The organism is Nitrosomonas communis, assembly GCF_024102715.1.
Classification (GTDB): Bacteria; Pseudomonadota; Gammaproteobacteria; order Burkholderiales; family Nitrosomonadaceae; genus Nitrosomonas; species Nitrosomonas communis_B.
The window spans coordinates 14943-34326 of the sequence record NZ_JAGFJM010000140.1 but is presented as its reverse complement, the minus strand read 5'-3'; the positions used below and the strand labels follow the sequence as shown (position 1 = coordinate 34326).

Sequence of the window (19384 nt, the reverse complement as noted above, 5' to 3'; positions counted from 1 at the left end):
TGTTCATTCATGTCTGTCTTTACTCCGGTCACCCAGGAACAACTCGCTGTCTGGTTGCAAGATTATCCGCTCGGCACCCTGATCGATCTGCAAGGTATCTCATCCGGTATTGAAAATACCAATTATCTCGTTACCACCGCGGTTGGCAAATATATTCTGACGTTGTTTGAAAAACTGACTACTGCAGAGTTGCCCTTCTACCTCAATCTGATGGCACATTTATCGCATCAAGGTATTCCGTGTCCCAATCCAATCGCTACGCGCGAACAGAAGCTGCTGGGCGAATTGAATGGTAAGCCAGCCAGTATCGTTACATTTTTACCTGGCAAATCGCTGACACATCCCACTTTCGAACAATGCGCTGAAATTGGTGGCATGCTAGCCAGAATGCACCTGGCTGGCTTGTCTTATCCCGTAAAGATGGCAAATCCGCGCGGCTTAAAATGGTGGCATGCTGCGGCAATAGAGGTGATGCCGTTTCTTGCCAGCGAAGAACAAACCTTGCTTAGGGAAGAGCTGCAATTCCAATCATTACATCGAACAGAGACCCTGCCGCAGGGAGTGATTCATGCTGATCTATTTCGTGACAATGTGTTATTTACTGATACATCGATCGGCGGCATCATCGATTTCTATTTTGCATGTAATGACACATTCTTGTACGATCTTGCTATCACAATCAATGACTGGTGCATATCTGAGGATATTACGCTCGATGAAATGCGCGCACACGTACTTTTGTCGGCATATCACTGTATACGCCCCCTCGTCAGCATGGAACGCACGGCATGGCCGCAAATGCTGCGCGCTGGCGCATTGCGTTTCTGGATATCACGCTTGTATGATTATTATCTGCCGCGGGAAGGAGAACTCACTCACAAGAAAGATCCGGCACATTTCAGAGAAATTCTGAAATATCACCTGACTAATCATGCCAGGTTAATGCAAATCTGGGTCGATTAATCGATTAATCGATTAAAATAAGCTCACCAGAAAGCAACAGAGAATAAATGGATATACTGCTTTGAGCATGCTGTTCCGGCATCCTCCGTTTTAACCTAGATTTTAGTTGGACGAGGACGGTGTGATGACGGCCGCAAGGCAAAGGTGGAAATTGTTGTAAAGGTTAGAATATTCATAATGTTAACACCAGAATAGGCATCAACTGAAGAACCTGGGTTTAATCGGCACAGCTCCAGAATACCGCTAAACACCGCTGGACAGTGATTCGATCCATACGCCAAATGACCCGTTACAAAATTTATTGGAGAGAACAAATTGATAGAAGCTCAACAAGTTCGTGGTAGACAAGGATTGCAATGGATCCTGAGTGGTTTTTATTTATTCCGGCTGTCCCCGTTTATATGGATACTGCTGTGCTTCACACTAATATTAATCGCCGCAACACTCGAGCTTCTTCCCCTGCTGGGAAAATTTATTTTCACACTTATTTCCCCGGTTTTCATGGCAGGCATCATGGCAGGTTGCAGAAGTCTGGAACATGGCGATCAATTAGAACTTGGCCATTTGTTTGTCGGTTTTAGAAAGAATGCGATCCCGTTGATTACGGTTGGTGGGTTTTACCTGATCGGACAGGTACTGATAATCGGCGTGTTCATGATGATAGGTGGAAGCGCCCTAGTTGACATGCTGCTTTATGGAAAAAGATTCGATGAGCAAGAGCTCATGATAGTCATGGATAATATCTTGTCTGCATCCTTAGCCGGATTGGCATTAACGGTTCCACTGATGATGTCGGTCTGGTTTGCGCCGTTGTTAGTGATGTTTGAGAATATGCCACCGATGATTGCCATACGGAAAAGTTTTTTCGCCTGCCTGAAAAATATCATCCCCTTCCAGATCTATGCCATCATCCTCATTATCCTGGGCGTGCTTGCCATCATGCCTTACGGACTGGGACTCCTCATCTGGCTTCCTACCGTATTCGCATCAATCTATGTTAGTTATCAGGATATTTTCCGGACTGAATCCACACTGCCTGTCGACAAGGAGGTTGCCGAGGAAACAACAGAGAAAGATACTGAAAGTAACCAGCCACCTCGTGACTGATTGATCTTCATTGCAACGGTGTCAGTTTGGCATACTCCAGCAGAAGCCATTTGGTTCCGGCGCGATTGAATTGAACCTGGATGCGCATATCAGTACCCTGCCCTTCATAGTTAATGATGACCCCGGTGCCAAATTTTGCATGTGAAACATTCTGTCCGATGCGCCAGCCAGACCCCTCAAACGGTGCTGACGTCAATCTTCCTGCTGCTTCCATGCCGGTGGCAGGTTGATTCCATTGACTTGTGCCTTTACTAAAACCTGCCTGCTCACTGCCAACATGATAAGATCCGCTGTTAACTTTTGCTCTCGGTTGCAGCCACTTCAGCAGATCGTCAGGAATTTCTTTGATAAACCGCGAAGGCACATTGTAGCGTGTCTGTCCATGCAGCAGACGGCTCTGCGAAAAACTCAAATATAACCGCCGCCGCGCGCGCGTTGCCGCCACATACATCAAACGCCGCTCCTCTTCCAGGCCATCGGCTTCATTGCGGCTATTTTCATGGGGAAACAGCCCTTCTTCCAGGCCACTCAGAAACACCGAGTGAAACTCCAGCCCTTTGGCTGCATGGACAGTCATAAGTTGCAGTGCATCTTCATAATTGTCTGCCTGGTGTTCTCCTCCTTCAAGTGAAGCATGCGAGAGAAATGCCACGAGACTGTCATCTTCAGCTTCATGCACAAAACTGGTTGCTGCATTGATCAATTCATTCAGGTTTTCTAGCCGTTCCGCCCCTTCACGTTCCGTACCATAGTGGCTCAACAATCCACTATGCACCAGCACGTGATGGATAATCTCAGGCAAGGGCAAATCAGCGCATGCACGCTGCATAGTCATGATCAGCGCCACAAAATTCGGCAGACCTTTTTTTGCTTTAGTCTCATCAGAAATAGTAGTTGCCTCGCCACCACATTTGTTGAGGGCTGCCGCCCATAAACTGGTCTGATGTAAGGCAGCCGCATCTTGTAATTGTTCCAGGCTACGCACGCCAATGCCACGCGACGGAAAGTTGATCACGCGTAACAGCGCCTGATCATCGTCAGGATGCGCGATCAATCGCAGGTAGGCAAGTGCATGTTTGATCTCCTGGCGTTCAAAAAAGCGCATGCCACCATAAACCCGGTAAGACAATGCGGCATTAAACAGACTATGTTCCAGCACGCGTGACTGGGCATTGGATCGATATAGCAAGGCGATATCGGAAAGCGCAACGCCGTCCGCATGCAATGCCTTGATCTCGTCAACGATAAAGGTTGCTTCCTCAATATCCGTCATGGCGTTATACACGCGCACAGGTTCGCCGCGTCCTTCAGCAGTCCACAAATTCTTGCCAAGACGCCCGCGGTTATGCGCGATCAACGCATTCGCTGCTGCCAGAATATTGCCGTGGGAACGGTAGTTTTGTTCCAGTTTAATAATTTTTGGGGCAGCAAAATCCCGCTCAAATTCCTGCATATTACCAGTATAAGCGCCGCGGAAGGCATAGATGCTTTGATCATCATCGCCTACCGCAAAGACAGCAGCAGGTTTTGCCGAGCCCACACCAGCCAGTAATTTAAGCCACCGGTATTGCAGCCGGTTGGTATCCTGGAACTCATCCACCAAAATATGGCTGAAGCGATCACAGTAATGATTTCGCAGAATGATGTTATCAGTCAGCAATTCATAGCAACGCAATAGCAATTCGGCAAAATCAACAATGCCTTCCCGCATGCACACTGTTTCATATACGCGATAACATTCGAGCATCTTGCGCGTAAAACTGTCATACGCGTTCACGTGCGCAGTACGTTGTCCTTCTTCTTTAGCATGATTGATGAACCATTGGATTTGCCGGGGAGGAAGTGCTTTTTCATCCACGGCCAGATCCTTCACTAACCGTTTGATCAGCGCCTGCTGATCACCCATATCGAGGATTTGAAAAGTTTTTGGTAATCCGGCTTCCTGGTAATGCGCGCGCAGCATGCGGTGGCACAAACCGTGAAAAGTGCCGATCCACATTCCTCTTGTATTGATGGGTAACATTGCAGCAATACGCACTATCATTTCTCTGGCTGCTTTGTTGGTAAACGTAACAGCGAGAATACCATTAGGGCTGACCTGCCCTGATTGAATCAGATAAGCGATACGTGTTGTCAGCACCCGTGTTTTACCACTACCTGCTCCGGCCAAGATCAGTGCTGACTGATACGGTAATGTGACAGCTTCAAGTTGTTCCGGATTCAATCCAGAAAGAAAGGAAGTCATAACTCAGAAGGCAGTGTTGCAGTTTGCTAGTACACCCTGCCTGAGAACAAATCCAGGCAGGGATTCAGAAATTATTTTTTACTCTTTGCAGCCAAATCCAGGATCAATGGCGTCAAAACCAATTCGATAGCCATACCCATTTTACCACCCGGTACAACAATGGTATTGGGGCGCGACATGAATGAATCATGAATCATGTTCAACAGGAACGGAAAATCCACAGATTTGTAATCACGAAAACGGATGACCACCAGACTTTCATCCAGTGTTGGAATCTCACGCGCAATAAAAGGATTGGAGGTATCGACGGTCGGCACGCGCTGGAAATTGATATGCGTGCGTGAGAACTGGGGTGTAATATAGTGCACATAGTCATGCATACGGCGCAAAATAGTCTGCGTTACTGCCTCTGTTGAATAGCCGCGCGCACTGGTGTCGCGGTGAATTTTCTGTATCCACTCAAGATTGACGATGGGTACGACACCTACCAGCAGATCCACATATTTTGCCACATCTGCAGTATCACTTTTGACTCCTCCATGCAAGCCCTCATAGAACAAAAGATCAGTGCCCGCTACGATCGGCTTCCAAGGCGTGAAAGTACCAGGCTTTTGATTGTAAGGTGCAGCCTCTTCTTCATTATGCAAGTACAGACGGGTCATACCCGAGCCGGTCTCGCCATATTCCTTGAACAAAGTTTCCAGTTTCTCAAATTCATTCGCTTCTGGGCCAAAATGACTGATCAGGCGCCCGCCACTTTTCTCTGACTCTGCTACCGCATTTTTCATGGCTTCCCGGTCGTAGCGGTGGAAACTATCCCCTTCCACGATGGCGACATTCAATTTTTCCCGGCGGAAAATATGTTCAAAACTATTCTTAACCGTGGAAGTGCCTGCACCGGATGAGCCGGTCACGGCAATAACGGGATGTTTTTGCGACATTTTGCTACTATCTCCTTAAATATAAATAATAATGTGAAATTTGCCGATGATCTCTCCGCCACAGGATTTATAAAAATTGCAGCGAGCGGCCCAAGAGCAAACGGAACGCAGTAACGAGAAAATGAATCCGATCCGACAAGTTTAGTTAAAACAATGAGTTTAACCCAAGCAGTGTCGAGATGCGTTTTGGCATAGCTACATATCAAATAAATAGGCGAGACGCGTAGAACCACCCAGCGCAGCTATCAGGACGTGCAGCCGATTTGTTCACAAGCTCTCAGGCAATAACCAAATATGATACCTTTTTTCTATATTATTTTGCAGGTAAAAATCCGAAAAAATTAGCAGGAATCTGGCCGGCAAGGCAAAACATGGATACGTTCAGCACAGTACCTTTCAACGATCAACAGCAGTATTCGCGGCAAACATCACTTAACACAACGCGGATTCTTGCCTGCGGCTTTGGCTTGCTGCTGGAGCTGTTGCGCTTGCGCTAAGCGTGCTTGCAGATCCTGGATACGCGAAGCATGCGAGGGATGCGTCGAAAGAAATTCGACAGGCTGATTACCTTGGCTTGCTTGCGCCATTTTTAGCCATAGCGGAATGCTTTCTGCCGGATTGAAGCCTGCTTTCGCCATCAGATCCAGTCCGATCATATCGGCTTCACTTTCATGCAAGCGGCTGAAAGGCATGATAATCCCATACTCTGCGCCAATCCCCAGCAAGCTGACAGCAGTCTGTCCCATGGCAGTCTGCGGTGCTGCCACCGCCTGAATTAAAGCTATTCCAGCTTGCGCACCTAATTGCTGCGACATGCGTTCGTTACTATGTCTGGCTAATACATGGCCTATTTCATGGCCGATGACTGCGGCTAATTGATCTTGATTGTCGACCAGATCAATCAAACCGGTATGCACCCCAATTTTTCTGCCTGGCAATGCAAATGCATTGAGTGATGCATCTTCAAAAACAACAACCTCCCACTCCCCGCCAACTTCGCGCGCAATAGCGCTGGCAATACAGCTCACAAACTGGTTGTACTCAATGTTGCGGCTGATAGGTTTTTCCCTTTTCAGATTTTCAAATGCCTGCAGCCCCATGCTATCCAACTCAGCATCCGGCATAAAAGCCAGTTGCGTTCTGCCGAGCGGCGAAGTTGCGCATGCAGTCAGAAAAGAAACGAACAACGTGACATACAATAGTTTTAGGCATTGATCAATCATCATTTCAAAACCCCTCAATAAATATTCGTGCAATGAGGCTATCATGAGCGGTTGAGGCATATCAAGCGTATTTGTTCACGGTATAATCGGATTTTCTTTATTGCCAGGAAATTCGTTACATGCAAGAAAAATATCACCCTCAGGAAATAGAACAAGACGCACAACAACACTGGAAAAAAACAGCCGCATTCAATGTGACTGAAAACCCTGGCATGCCTAAATACTACTGCCTGTCGATGTTTCCCTATCCATCCGGCAAGCTGCACATGGGGCATGTGCGTAATTACACCATCGGCGACGTATTGTCCCGCTACCACCGCATGCAAGGCTATAACGTATTACAACCGATGGGCTGGGATGCATTTGGATTGCCGGCCGAGAATGCAGCCATGCAGCATGGTGTCCCGCCAGCCAAATGGACATACGACAACATCGCCTATATGCGCAAGCAGCTGCAAAGTCTGGGATTGAGTATCGACTGGAATCGTGAAATCGCAACCTGTGATCCGCATTACTACCGCTGGAATCAGTGGCTGTTCCTGCGCATGCTGGAAAAAGGCATCGCCTACAAAAAAACCCAGGTAGTCAACTGGGATCCCATCGATCAGACCGTGCTGGCCAATGAACAAGTGATAGACGGGTGCGGCTGGCGCACCGGCGCGCTGGTAGAAAAACGTGAAATCCCGGGTTACTATCTCGCCATTACCCAATATGCCGATGAACTGCTCGACGATCTGGACAAGCTGCCGGGCTGGCCTGAACGGGTCAAAACCATGCAGGCTAACTGGATTGGCAAAAGCTATGGTGTCGACATCGTTTTTCCAGCAGATAAGCAGTCGGGAACACCCCAGGATCTGAGAGTGTATACCACGCGTGCAGATACATTGATGGGCGCAACTTACGTCGCGGTCGCCGCCGAACACCCGCTTGCACTCCATGCAGCAAAAAATAATCCGAAGCTTGCTGCATTCATCGAAGAATGCAGGCACGGCGCCACCATGGAGGCAGAAATCGCCACTCAGGAAAAGAAAGGCATGGATACTGGCCTGTTCGTCATTCATCCGCTTACCGGGGAAAACCTGCCGGTATGGATTGCCAATTACGTCCTCATGAGTTACGGCGAAGGTGCGGTCATGGCTGTGCCGGCGCATGATGAGCGCGATTTTGAATTCGCCAGCCAATATGCTTTGCCCATCAAGGCCGTGATTATGCCTAAAAACGGTGAAGTGGCTACTCCCCTTACGCAGGCTTATGTTGACTATGGCATTACTTTCAATTCAGCAGAATTTTCCGGACTGGAATTTGAGGCTGCAGTGGAAGCCATTGCCACTGCACTGCAACAAAAGGGGCTAGGAGAAAAACGAGTGCGCTACCGCCTGCGCGACTGGGGCATCTCACGCCAGCGCTACTGGGGCTGTCCAATTCCATTGATTCATTGTGATCATTGTGGCGTCGTGCCGGTACCGGATGATCAATTGCCCGTGATACTACCGGAAAACATGGTGCCGGATGGTTCAGGCAATCCCTTGGCAAAATCACCCTCCTTTTATGAATGCGCCTGCCCGCGCTGCGGTCAATTCGCGCGCCGCGAAACGGATACCATGGACACATTCGTCGACTCATCCTGGTATTACATCCGTTATGCCTGCTCGGACCAGGGTTCTGTCATGGCCGATTCCCGCGTGAACTACTGGTTACCGGTAGACCAGTATATCGGCGGAATTGAGCACGCCATTCTGCATCTGCTTTATTCACGCTTCTGGAGTAAAGTCATGCGTGATCTGGGATTGGTTACTTTTGACGAACCGTTCACCAATCTGTTGACCCAGGGCATGGTGCTGAATGAAATCTTCTTCCGTAAAGCGGATACAGGCCGTATCAACTATTTCAATCCATCGGAAGTAGACATTCATTATGATGAGCAAGGTAAACGATTCGGCGCCGTGCTGCGCGCCGATAATCAAGCCGTTGAATCGGGCGGCATCGGCACCATGTCGAAATCGAAGAATAATGGCGTCGATCCCCAGGAACTGGTGGAATCATATGGCGCTGACACAGCACGGCTATTCATGATGTTTGCCAGTCCTCCCACCCAGACATTGGAATGGTCCGATACGGGAGCGGAAGGTGCTTTCCGTTTTCTTAAGCGCCTGTGGCGATTGACTTATCACCATGTACAACAGGGAGAAACATCTGCCGGCCAACTTGACGCCAGCATGCTCTCGCCGCAACTCAAAGCGTTACGCTGCCAGCTGCATCAGACGATCGCCAAAGTCACCGATGATCTGGCCCGCCGCCACACGTTCAATACGGCAATCGCTGCAGTCATGGAATTAATGAACGAACTGACTAAACTGCAGGATAACAGCGTAACCGCGCGCCAGTTCATGCAGGAAGCGCTGGAAAACAGTGTGCTGTTGCTGTCACCGATTGTTCCGCATATTTGCCATGCGCTCTGGCGGGAGCTCCGGCCGGGCACGGAACTGCTCGAGCAAGCATGGCCTCAAGCCGATCCTCAGGCGTTGGTGCAGGATGAAATCGAATTGGTGGTTCAAGTCAATGGCAAATTACGCGCACAAATACGCATAGCCAAAGATGCCGATCGGGCGGCAATCGAACGCATTGCATTAGCGCATGAACATATTCAGAAAACAATCGCTGGACAGCCTGTAAAAAAAGTGATTGTCGTGCCAGGAAAATTGATTAATGTTGTTGTTTAAAAAATGTGTGCGTTTTGAATCAATAACGCATAGAAACACTCCAACGTTGGTTTTAAACCAGAAAAAATAACCATCTCATGAAGCTCATCCGTGCATTTCTTGCTATTAGCCTTATACTCGCAGTCAGCGCTTGCGGCTTTCATTTGCGCGGGCAAATCACCAGCCTGCCATTTACTTCTATTCATGTCATTGCGCCACCAGGTCATCCGATCGGAATTGATGTAGAACGTGCCATTCGTGTCAATACCAATGCCAAAGTGACTAAGAAACCAGAAAAGGCTCAAGCGATATTGCAAATACTCAGTGCCGTAAATGAGAAGAAAATTCTGTCTCTTTCAATTGGCGGACGCGTCAGGGAATTTCAGTTAGGTTACCGCGTTTCTGCGCGCTTGCTTGATTCGCAAGGCACAGAAATCGCACCTGTTGAGGGAATTAACGTCACCCGGGTGCTCCCTTTCCTTGATGAGCAGGTGCTGGCTAAAGCAGCAGAAGAAGAAATGCTGTACAAAGATATGCAAGCAGATGCTGTGCAGCAGATCATCCGGCGCATCGCCGCAATCAAGCCGCAATGATTACTGTCAGCGCGCACGCGGCAGCAGCCTGTTCAATAGATATTTAGCAACACCCTTATGTGGATTAGCCCTGACCAACTCTCCGCGCAACTACAACGCCAGCTCGCGCCACTTTACACCATCATCGGTGACGAACTGCTGCTTGCAATAGAAGCAGCAGATGCGGTTCGCCTGCATGCCCGAACGCACGGCTACAGCGAACGGGATATTTTTATGGTAGATCACCGTTTTGACTGGTCTAATCTAGAACGATGGCGCTGCCAATCGTCCTTATTTGGCGAACGGCGACTGCTCGATATGCGCATCCCTACAGGCAAGCCCGGAAAAGAAGGTGCCGCTGCAATTGAAGCGCTTTGTCAGCACTTACCACCTGATACCATCACGCTTGTCACGCTGCCTAAAGCTGATAAGCAAACACAGGCAAGCAAATGGTTCAAGGCACTGGAGCATGCAAGCGTAATGATCGCAGTCGATCCGATAGCCTACCCCCGGTTGGCAGACTGGATTCAGCAACGGCTTGCTATGCAAGGGCAGCGCATTGCGCCAGACGCCTTGCAACTCCTCATTGATAAAATAGAAGGCAATCTGCTGGCAGCTCAGCAGGAAATCAGCAAGCTTGCCTTACTCTATGCATCCGGTCTGCTTTCTTTTAAGCAAGTCAAAAATGCAGTACTCGATGTCGCACGCTATGATATTTTCAGCCTGGCTGAAGCCATGCTGACAGCGGATACAGTACGCTATAGCCGGATTCTGACAGGATTGCAAGGGGAAGGCACTCCCCCACCGTTGATTCTGAGCACGCTGACCGAGCCCATGCGCACGCTACTGCTGGTTCAGCAAGCACTGGCAACAGGTAAGCCACTGGCACAAGCATTAAAAGATGCCCGGGTCTGGGGTCAGCAGCAAAAAACCATAATGATTGCCATTAAGCGCCTGCCCCCTCGCTTGCTTTTACAAGCGCTGTTACACGCAGCAAACATAGACAGAATCATCAAAGGCGTTGCTCAGGGTGATGTCTGGAATGAATTATTGCAACTTGGATTGGCTCTTACGGTGCAGCAGCCTTTAGTCTCTAATAAAAACACAGGAAAAAGCATATGAAAGCACGTATAAAATGGCAGGATGGAATTAGCACCCTGGGTGAAACAGAAAGCGGCCATCGCGTATTGATGGATGGTGCGCCCGATATCGGTGGCAGGAATCTGGGACCACGTCCGATGGAATTGATTCTGCTGGGGCTCGGCGGCTGCTCCGCCATTGATGTCATTCTGATTCTGCAGAAAAGCCGTCAGCAAATCACCGACTGTGTCGTAGAAATCGACGCCACTCGCGCGACTGAAGATCCGAAAGTATTCACGGATATCCATCTGCACTTCATCGTCACCGGCACAAACCTGAAATTGCAGCAAGTCGAACGCGCGATCGATCTCTCCGCAGAAAAATATTGCTCTGCCTCTATCATGCTAAAGAGTACCGCCAATATTACACACGATTATGAAATTGTCGAAGCATAATCTCTTTTAAAACAACACATACCCCTCGCATACCGAACTCAGTCATTGACTGAGTTCATCATCCCGTTTCCTGCACTCACCTTCTAAATTCATTCAAGTCCTGGAAAAATAGACCGTTAACAAGCGGCTATTTCTGCGATTAAAGTGGCAAGATTCTTGTTAGTCTATTTCTGCTTCAGGCGCAGAAAAATTTTCATTGAAGGAAAGAATTTCATTGAAAGAAAGAATTTCAAGTATGATATGTCGTCATAAAGCGACACATTCAGTTAAACAGGAGAAATGATCTTGATTCTACTTGCTAGTTCATGTGAAGAAAAACTTACTCATTGGAAGCAAGGACTATCAGATATTTCTACCGTCATCTGCCTGACCAGCCTGGATGGACTCAGAGAAGAACTGATTAGAAGAACCCCTCCCATCCTTCTGCTTGATCATGACCTGCTCGGTATTGATAACCCTCAGACAATCGAAGATCTGCTGATGCTGAGCCCCAAAACCCGCATCATATTATCGACCTCCGGTATTTCCGATGAGCATGAATGGTTGCTATTCAAAGCAGGCGTGAAAGGATTTTGCCTGAACACCATTGAACTCGAACAAATCAAACGTGCCGTCAAAGCGGTATGGCAAGGCGAATTATGGATCAGGCGCAAGCTGGTCCAACATATGCAGCATGAGCTATCCAAGACCATGCAGGAAAAAAAACATATTGAACGCGCAGTAAATTCTCTGTTGGAAAATTTAACCAGGCGCGAATATGAAATCGCCATTTTGGTAGGGCGCGGTGAAAGCAACAAGCAAATTGCCAGACGGCTGGATATTACCGAACGAACCGTCAAAGCCCATCTAACTGAAATATTCCGCAAGCTAGCGATTTCAGATCGCATTAAGCTGGCACTACTGGTTAAGGATACCGCTGCCACATCGCATCATGAGTACCTCGATGATGATAGCAATTATCCTACTATTTCTGCTTAAGAAGCTGTTTAGAAATTGTGAGTTCTGGGTTAACGACCATGGTAGTTAACGGCGCTATTAATTGCGCCGGACTGTGTTCAATTGTTCGTTATGATGACACTATTAATGTGCAATCCACGGTAGCGCTGTTACAACAGATCGAGCAACAACATCCTGGCGCGAACCATATTTACGTCATCTGCGATAATGCCAGCTATTATCGTTCACAGATCGTTACCGAATATTTGGTGTATTCAAAAATCGAATTGATCTTCCTGCCGCCATATGCACTCAATCTGAACCTGATCGAGTGCTATTGGTAATTCTTCAAAAAAGAAATTCTGTATGGTAAGTACTATGAAACCCATGCCCTGTTCAAGCAAGCCTGCAATAATTTTTTTACTGCTTCTGAACGCTATAAAGAATTGCTACGTTCCTTATTGACCGATAATTTTCAGATTATCGATTGCGTTTGAGTGCCAAAATTTGAAGTGCGGCAAGTATATAAATAATCAATTCACTTTTGCTATATTAATTGCGAGAAGGATCAAATGTTGGAACACAGTGTTAATATCGAACAGACTAAATCACAAAGTTCTCTACAATCCTATCTCGATATTCAATCACATTGGCGTAACCAAAGCATCCCTACGCTAACTGTTCTAAGCGGTTCCTTCAATGACACTCAGAAGCTATGGTGTCAATGGATACAGGGTGAAGGCAGGGATACTGCAATTTGGTCTCCAAGTATACCTAAATCACTTTCAATCAGCTGGCTAGATAAGTTACTTGCTACCCCCAAACTGCGCCATCAGCTTTTATCTTATCTAGCAGTAGTCAATAAGTGTTCAATAGAGCAAATTCATTTTACATTGTTGAGTAAGTCAAATTATGAATTAGAAATATTTCAACAGCAGTTATCTGTGGAAATTTCCAGCCAAGGTTCATTGCTTCTAAGTTGGTTTTTGAAACAAATTTCCATATCTCGAAAGTTAACATCTAGCTTGGTATCCGATTTAGCGCTAATTATGAAATTAGAAGATGATCAGAATTTGGCTCAAGGGATCATGGCCTTTACAGAATTATTACCTACAGATATTTTACCTGGCTTATTAATAGAAATTACTGATGATGAATTATTGCTGTCACCTTTAATTCGAACATTGGTACAAATTGCAGAATCCTTACCTAGTATTCTGATCGCACTGTCAATTACGCCCACAAACTTTGAGAATTATTGTAAAAAAGCCCCTGAATCAAGAATTAAAGCAATGTTACGTCATGGAATGATCGAAGTGCATCCAGATAAAAGTTTACACTGCACTTTGCCTGAAGAAGTAGATCGTGTTTTACGACAATATGATGCACCAGCACAAATGATTGATGAAGCAAAGTCATTGTTTCAACTGATTAAAGAAAAAGGTGATGATTATTCTCTTGCCCGCAGTCAAGCTGAGCTGTTTCTATTCCACGTGCTAGAGTTGGTACCGGCGACACGAGGCGTTTTTCAGTTGAATGTCAGAATGCCATTTCCATTTGGCAATCAGCCGATGGAAATTGATCTATTCGCCATTTCTGATCAAATAGCTCTAGAAATAGATGGTTATTATCACTTTCAGGAACCAGAATCCTGGCGCCGGGACCGTCGAAAGGATTTTATATTACAAATGCATGGCATACTTGTTTTACGCTTTTTGGCAGAAGATGTTGTTTCTATGCTTGAAGGAATTCTTGATTCTGTTCGCCAAGCGTTACAGTATCGACGTGGAAAATCAAATTAGAGATTAATAATGATTAAAGTAAAAAATATAACACTTCAAGATCTTATTTTGATTCGATTCCTAGCTTCACCAGCTGATGGGTTAGTAGTTAGTGAATTAAAAAAATCCTTGGAGCATTTTTTCTTTAACTCGCCTTCAAGTGATGAATGGTTACAAGAATTGAAGCAATTAAATGAGCGTGGTGCTTTACAAGAAATCGGTAAGTCACGATTTCAAATTACACCTGAGAGACGAAAGCCAATACTTCAGATATTAGGCCTACATTCTCTACCACCAACAACGCGCTGGCCGGCATTAAAGAATTGCTATCTGATTGCTTCTGTACTGGGACTGCCTGCACCCGTAAATGATCGAGATTGTCAATGTATTGCTAGCGCTGATGGCCTCCGAGCAAGCATTTTGGCAAATGCCTACCAATTATCTATAGGTGCTTACCCTTCTTTGATCAAAGCACGAGATAGCTTACTTTGGCAACAATTGACCGACACTACAGTAACTGCAAATTTGCAAAAAAAAATGTCAACTTCTAATGCCAGATATGTCAAGCCTTTTACACAAGGTTCAATTATGACGTTGCTGCTGAACAATCTATTGGGTGCAGAGCGTGAATTGCCTTGGGAATCTGCCCTGAAACAACTGGTAGCAAAAGCAGTGAGTGCACGACGCACTGATCTAGAAGAACTTCGTTTGGCTATTCTGAAAGCAGCCATAGTAAAGCCATCGGCTACCGAGCAAAACCCAAAGCTTGAGCTACAAGTACCCTCAATCCATTCGCTAAACCTGGAAGATTTTGCTGCTCAGGTAATGCAATCCGCCAAACGGTGTCAGACAGGGAGGTTTGGCGATAACAAGATATTTATCTCACATGTCTGGCGACAAATGGAACTTGATGGTAAGCAATTCGGGCTGGATTTAAATCAGTTCAAGTACTATCTCACCCTTGCCAATAATAAGGGACTCATCAGACTAAGCTGTGCAGACCTTGCTTATGCCATGGACCAGGATGCCGTTTCGAAATCAGAAACATCCTATCTAAATTCCATCTTCCATTTCATACGTTTGGAGCCATAAAATGACTGAGATTCCACAAGATAAATTTTTTAAGATATTTTGCTCCCGTGTAAAGGAAGAAATTTTTCACCCTATTATTCATCACAATCAGATTTGGCAACCTGACCCCTACGATATAGAAAGCATTCATCAAGAAAGTCGTGACTGCTTTGAACGATTGTTAAATCGTATAAATATTCCGGAAAAATTAGGCTCCGGTCGAATTATGTTGCTACTGGGGGATGCTGGAGCTGGTAAAACACATCTCATGCGTGCATTTCGCAACTATACACAAGAGAAAGTATTGGGTTATTTTGCCTATATGCAGATGACTTCATCTGTTTCCAATTATGCGAACTATGCGCTTCGTTACACTATAGATTCATTCGATAAGCCTTATTGTGAATCTAGCGGAAGTATGACAGGGCTAATGCACTTATCCAATGCATTAATCGAAAGACGAAATATTGTTTCACAAAGTGACATTGAACAGCTACGCAATGGTGAGTTGAATCGAAATGAGCTTACTGATTTGGTTTATAAAATTGCTGATGACATTCTGAATAAAGAAAGAGAAAGATTTCAGAAAGTAGATCTTGATTTAATTCGTGCACTACTCTATTTGCAGAACGATGAACCGGCTACCCATGCAAGGGTACGCAAATACCTTCGCTGTGAGAACATGACGGAATATGATTGCAAAATGTTGGGAAATATTACGCCACGTATTCAGGAAGATGATCCCGAACGTTTGCTGCAGGCTTTGGCGCATTTAATGATGGCAATCAATTCAGGCGCTTTTGTTATCTGCCTGGATCAACTGGAAGATATTCATCCTGCAGATGACGCTGAAATTAAATTTCGGCGTGCAATGGCAGAGATGACTAAATTGGCGGAGATACCCAATGTGATTGTTGTGATCGCGTGTCTAAGAAATATATATGAATTGCTTAGAAATAATTTGGCAGAACCTCAACGACATCGGATTGAATATGACCCTGATATGATTTTTCTAAAAGAACAACTCAATGAAGCAGAAATACGAAAACTGATTAGTGTACGTTTGCAAGACCTGTACGACAGTAAAAGAATTGATTCCAATTTTGAGGAATCTATTTTTCCTTTTCAAAATGAAACACCAGCGTTGCTAGCTGGAATGAGCACACGTAAAATTCTCGATTGGTGTCGTCAGCAGCGGGAACAATCTATTCGAACTGGTCAACCTCCGAAACCGCCTGACAATACGAATCCATTACCAATTCCAGACCCGCAACCAACACCACCTACTTTACCGTTGAGCCAATTATGGAATGATTACATTACTGGCCCACATTCAGTCCCCGAAAATGAGAACGAGATGTTGCAATTGCTCAGATGTGCAATTGAACATTGCACTGCAGAATTAAATAACTCTTACAAATTTAATATCGTACAACGGGAAGATTTTCTGGATATCGATATTCAGGATGTAGGAGAAAATGTTGATCAGCATTTGACAGTAGGTTTATGTCAAAAGGCACCACAAGGCGGAGCGTTAGCAAGACAGATTGATGAGTTACAAACGATGGCTGATAAGCGCGCAGCAATTGCAATTCGCTCTGTTGAATTTCCCTCCGACCCTAAGACCAAAATTGCCATACGATTGGGTGAATTTGTAGCAAAAGGGGGGAAAAAAGTGATGATCTCGGATTCCGATTGGCGCTCGATGGTAGCGCTGGAATCTTTTCGGAAGCAGTATGAACAGCAACCTGAATTTATGCATTGGTTACATGACGAACGCCCATTGCTCAGTCTGCCTTCATTTCAACAAATTTTAGATCTTGAATATATTCCAGAACCGGAACCACCTATAGTTGAACCTGAGCCTTCTGATTTCTCTCGAATGAAAATAGGTATGCTTCAAGGCTATCAACCATACCCTTATGAGATCGAAATTTCTCAACTCGTGCGTCATGCTGCTTTTCTCGGTAGTCCCGGTAGTGGCAAAACGACATTGGCTTTAAACATTATTGAACAATTGTTGTTACAAGGTATTCCTGCAATTTTGCTTGATCGGAAAGGCGATCTTTGTAGTTATGCGAAAGATGAAGGATGGCGCAGTCCCATATCAGACTCGATACGCGAACAGATGCGTAAGAACTTACAAGACAAAGTTGAAGTTACTGTTTATACACCGGGGGCTATAGAAGGACAAGGTCGTGCACTGAGTATTCCCGTCATACCCAATGGATTAGGAAATTTATCATCAGGAGAACGTGAGCAATTAGCTAATCATGCTGCCTTCTCGCTGGGAAGAATCATGGGTTATAAGGATCAAGGTCAAGACAAATCACGTATTATCATTCTTGGACAGGCAATTTCAATTCTCAGTGAATTAAACAAAGATCAAGCATTAACACTCAATAATTTGTTAGATTTCATAGATAAAGAAGATCCGCGATTACTCAACGCGATTGGGAAACTCGAAACTAAATTATTCAAAAGACTAGTTCAAGATTTACAAACGTTAGCATTAGGGCATGGCAATCTGTTTACTCAATCAGGAGAACTATTGAGTACAGAAAGTCTATTTGGCCGTTCATCTGATAACAAAACAAAAACAAATAAAACCCGCTTAAGTATTATCAGTACTGCGTATTTAGGTAATAACGAAAATGCCTTATTTTGGGTATCACAACTATTGTTGGATATAGGACGTTTTGCTGCAAAATCGCCGAGTGATAAATTACAGGGCGTCATTCTGTTTGATGAAGCTGATCTCTATTTGCCCGCTCAATCCAAACCAGCTACGAAAGAACCACTGGAAAGTTTGCTTAAGCGTGCTCGCTCAGCTGGTATCGGATTAATGCTTGCAACACAGAGTCCGGGTGATTTGGATTATAAATCCCGTGATCAGGTTTCTTCTTGGTTTATTGGTTGTGTTAAAGAAAAAACTGCCCTTGATAAATTGCGACCAATGTTAAGTGAGGCGAAAACGGATGTCACCAATAAGTTGGCTAACCAGTCAACAGGGGAATTTTATGCCATCCATAATGGGGAAGTGAATAGTATTAAAGCAGATCCTTCGCTTGTGCAAGCAAAACAAGTGTCAGCAGATGAAATTCTGAAGTTGGCGAGCAAGAAAAAAGAAAATCGAATTACAGCATTTTTTCAAAATATCTTTCCAAGTTCTTGATTTCTGGAATAAGACAAGGTACTTTGCTACCCAAAGGGGCAGATGGTCATCATGCGCTGCTTTAACTGTGCAATAATTATACCGTTTGTTCACAGAAATTTGACATATATATTCCTTAACCACATGCTTCTACTGAATTAAATATAAATTGAATGATCGAAATTTGATGAATGAGAAGTATAAATAACGTGAGTTCGGTATAAAAATTATCACACTACAACTGGAAGAGCCTGAGAAGCTGTTTGAACAAGCAATGGGTAGAGTAAAAGGACTGGCTTTCGATCACCATTAGGAGTTGCTTATCTGTTTCCACCCCTTTCGTTTGGCGGTGCCTCAATAGCCATTCCATAGCTAACCTCATCAAACCGTGCATGCACTATTAACACACACACACGGCTTTCCGATGTTCTTCACGCCGAGGCATGCAACGTGCACAATCTGCCGGCACTAAGTTTACTAATGCGACTGAGAATGTTGCACCTGCGCTCAATCATCGAGCACGTAACCCATAAGGCGGCTATTTGCTTGGCCTTGGCATACAGACATAGTCCCATCAAGAATTAACAAAGACTATTGAATATCAGTCATCCTGCTTATAATCTGAAGCATTCTTTGGTCTTAACGAGATTATAAAATTTTGAATCACTTGCAGATTTTTACCGACGGCAGCGTTCATACTCAATTAAAGCTAGGATATGGCGCGTATTTGGTAGTAGCTGACTTGGCTACGCCTGCAGCATTGCTAAAAAATACAGTAAAAGTGAAGCTTTTTGAACAAACTAGTTCGACTAGACTGGAGTTACAAACATTATTATGGGCGTTGCACGAAACGATGCCCTTGACTGTTGGCCGGGACACGGCTTTGACGGTTTATACCGATTCACAAAATATTATGAGCCTGCCGGGAAGGCGCGTTCAGCTTGAACAAAATAATTATTTCTCGAGTAATAACAGACGGCTGAATAATTACGAGCTGTACCAGGAATTTTACCGCTTGAATGCCAGGCTCAATTGCCAGTTTGTCAAGGTAATAGGCCATCAGGCATTCAGCCAAAAAGATGAGATCGACAAATTGTTTACTTTGGTTGACCGGGCGTCAAGGCGTGCGTTGCGAGATAATTATTAGCGCATGGAAT

General features: G+C 45.3%; 15 protein-coding genes. 12 read left to right on the top strand and 3 right to left on the bottom strand.

Annotated elements, in window-relative coordinates; all coding sequences use genetic code 11:
* Window positions 1–9 precede the first annotated feature (9 nt).
* Together J5I83_RS13570 and J5I83_RS13565 are read left to right on the top strand one after the other, a co-directional pair.
* On the top strand, window positions 10–963 hold the full coding sequence (locus J5I83_RS13570) for a homoserine kinase (RefSeq protein ID WP_304057039.1): 954 nt from the start codon (window positions 10–12) through the stop codon (window positions 961–963).
* Window positions 964–1278: 315 nt separating this feature from the next.
* On the top strand, window positions 1279–2070 hold the full coding sequence (locus J5I83_RS13565; protein ID WP_304057038.1) for a BPSS1780 family membrane protein: 792 nt from the start codon (window positions 1279–1281) through the stop codon (window positions 2068–2070).
* A 7-nt stretch (window positions 2071–2077) separates the two neighbouring features.
* On the opposite strand, the gene J5I83_RS13560 is transcribed toward J5I83_RS13565, so the two are convergent.
* The 3 genes from J5I83_RS13560 to J5I83_RS13550 form a co-directional block, all read right to left on the bottom strand.
* Window positions 2078–4315, bottom strand: a complete 2238-nt coding sequence (locus J5I83_RS13560; RefSeq protein WP_304057036.1) for a UvrD-helicase domain-containing protein — start codon at window positions 4313–4315, stop codon at window positions 2078–2080.
* A gap of 71 nt (window positions 4316–4386) precedes the next feature.
* The gene (locus J5I83_RS13555) at window positions 4387–5256 is read right to left on the bottom strand and encodes a phosphoribulokinase (protein ID WP_304057034.1); all 870 of its coding nucleotides are present in this window, start codon (window positions 5254–5256) and stop codon (window positions 4387–4389) included.
* A gap of 428 nt (window positions 5257–5684) precedes the next feature.
* Window positions 5685–6482: a M48 family metallopeptidase gene (locus tag J5I83_RS13550; protein WP_304057031.1), complete on the bottom strand. Its 798-nt coding sequence runs from the start codon at window positions 6480–6482 to the stop codon at window positions 5685–5687.
* Between the two features lie 116 nt (window positions 6483–6598).
* On the opposite strand from J5I83_RS13550, the gene leuS reads away from it, so the two are divergent.
* From leuS to J5I83_RS13500, 10 genes are all read left to right on the top strand, one after another.
* Window positions 6599–9199 (top strand): leucine--tRNA ligase, encoded by a 2601-nt coding sequence (leuS, locus tag J5I83_RS13545; RefSeq protein ID WP_304057029.1) that lies wholly within the window; start codon window positions 6599–6601, stop codon window positions 9197–9199.
* A 77-nt stretch (window positions 9200–9276) separates the two neighbouring features.
* Window positions 9277–9771, top strand: coding sequence for an LPS assembly lipoprotein LptE (gene lptE / locus J5I83_RS13540; RefSeq protein ID WP_304057027.1), 495 nt, complete (start codon window positions 9277–9279; stop codon window positions 9769–9771).
* 57 nt (window positions 9772–9828) lie between these two features.
* A complete protein-coding gene (gene holA / locus J5I83_RS13535; protein ID WP_304057024.1) occupies window positions 9829–10872 on the top strand; it encodes a DNA polymerase III subunit delta in 1044 nt (347 codons plus the stop codon).
* On the top strand, window positions 10869–11285 hold the full coding sequence (locus J5I83_RS13530; protein WP_304057021.1) for an OsmC family protein: 417 nt from the start codon (window positions 10869–10871) through the stop codon (window positions 11283–11285). Before holA ends, J5I83_RS13530 begins: the two co-directional genes overlap by 4 nt.
* A gap of 285 nt (window positions 11286–11570) precedes the next feature.
* On the top strand, window positions 11571–12263 hold the full coding sequence (locus J5I83_RS13525) for a response regulator transcription factor (RefSeq protein ID WP_304057019.1): 693 nt from the start codon (window positions 11571–11573) through the stop codon (window positions 12261–12263).
* A gap of 38 nt (window positions 12264–12301) precedes the next feature.
* On the top strand, window positions 12302–12565 hold the full coding sequence (locus J5I83_RS13520; protein WP_304057016.1) for a transposase: 264 nt from the start codon (window positions 12302–12304) through the stop codon (window positions 12563–12565).
* Window positions 12566–12796: 231 nt separating this feature from the next.
* Window positions 12797–14023, top strand: coding sequence for an endonuclease domain-containing protein (locus tag J5I83_RS13515; RefSeq protein ID WP_304057015.1), 1227 nt, complete (start codon window positions 12797–12799; stop codon window positions 14021–14023).
* 9 nt (window positions 14024–14032) lie between these two features.
* Window positions 14033–15094 carry a hypothetical protein gene (locus tag J5I83_RS13510; RefSeq protein ID WP_304057013.1) on the top strand — a complete coding sequence of 354 codons (1062 nt, stop codon included), beginning with the start codon at window positions 14033–14035 and terminating at the stop codon, window positions 15092–15094.
* 1 nt (window position 15095) lies between these two features.
* Entirely contained in the window at window positions 15096–18248 is a 3153-nt protein-coding gene (locus J5I83_RS13505) for an ATP-binding protein (RefSeq protein ID WP_304057012.1), read from the top strand.
* Between the two features lie 637 nt (window positions 18249–18885).
* Window positions 18886–19374 (top strand): ribonuclease HI, encoded by a 489-nt coding sequence (locus J5I83_RS13500; RefSeq protein ID WP_304057009.1) that lies wholly within the window; start codon window positions 18886–18888, stop codon window positions 19372–19374.
* Window positions 19375–19384 lie beyond the last annotated feature (10 nt).

Excerpts from the sequence above, each read along its gene's own strand:
- J5I83_RS13550 (WP_304057031.1), bottom strand. The coding sequence starts at position 6,482 with ATGATGATTGATCAATGCCTAAAACTATTGTATGTCACGTTGTTCGTT.
- leuS (WP_304057029.1), top strand. The coding sequence starts at position 6,599 with ATGCAAGAAAAATATCACCCTCAGGAAATAGAACAAGACGCACAACAA.
- J5I83_RS13505 (WP_304057012.1), top strand. The coding sequence starts at position 15,096 with ATGACTGAGATTCCACAAGATAAATTTTTTAAGATATTTTGCTCCCGT.
- J5I83_RS13520 (WP_304057016.1), top strand. The coding sequence starts at position 12,302 with ATGGTAGTTAACGGCGCTATTAATTGCGCCGGACTGTGTTCAATTGTT.
- J5I83_RS13530 (WP_304057021.1), top strand. The coding sequence starts at position 10,869 with ATGAAAGCACGTATAAAATGGCAGGATGGAATTAGCACCCTGGGTGAA.
- J5I83_RS13555 (WP_304057034.1), bottom strand. The coding sequence starts at position 5,256 with ATGTCGCAAAAACATCCCGTTATTGCCGTGACCGGCTCATCCGGTGCA.
- J5I83_RS13560 (WP_304057036.1), bottom strand. The coding sequence starts at position 4,315 with ATGACTTCCTTTCTTTCTGGATTGAATCCGGAACAACTTGAAGCTGTC.
- lptE (WP_304057027.1), top strand. The coding sequence starts at position 9,277 with ATGAAGCTCATCCGTGCATTTCTTGCTATTAGCCTTATACTCGCAGTC.
- holA (WP_304057024.1), top strand. The coding sequence starts at position 9,829 with ATGTGGATTAGCCCTGACCAACTCTCCGCGCAACTACAACGCCAGCTC.
- J5I83_RS13510 (WP_304057013.1), top strand. The coding sequence starts at position 14,033 with ATGATTAAAGTAAAAAATATAACACTTCAAGATCTTATTTTGATTCGA.
- J5I83_RS13570 (WP_304057039.1), top strand. The coding sequence starts at position 10 with ATGTCTGTCTTTACTCCGGTCACCCAGGAACAACTCGCTGTCTGGTTG.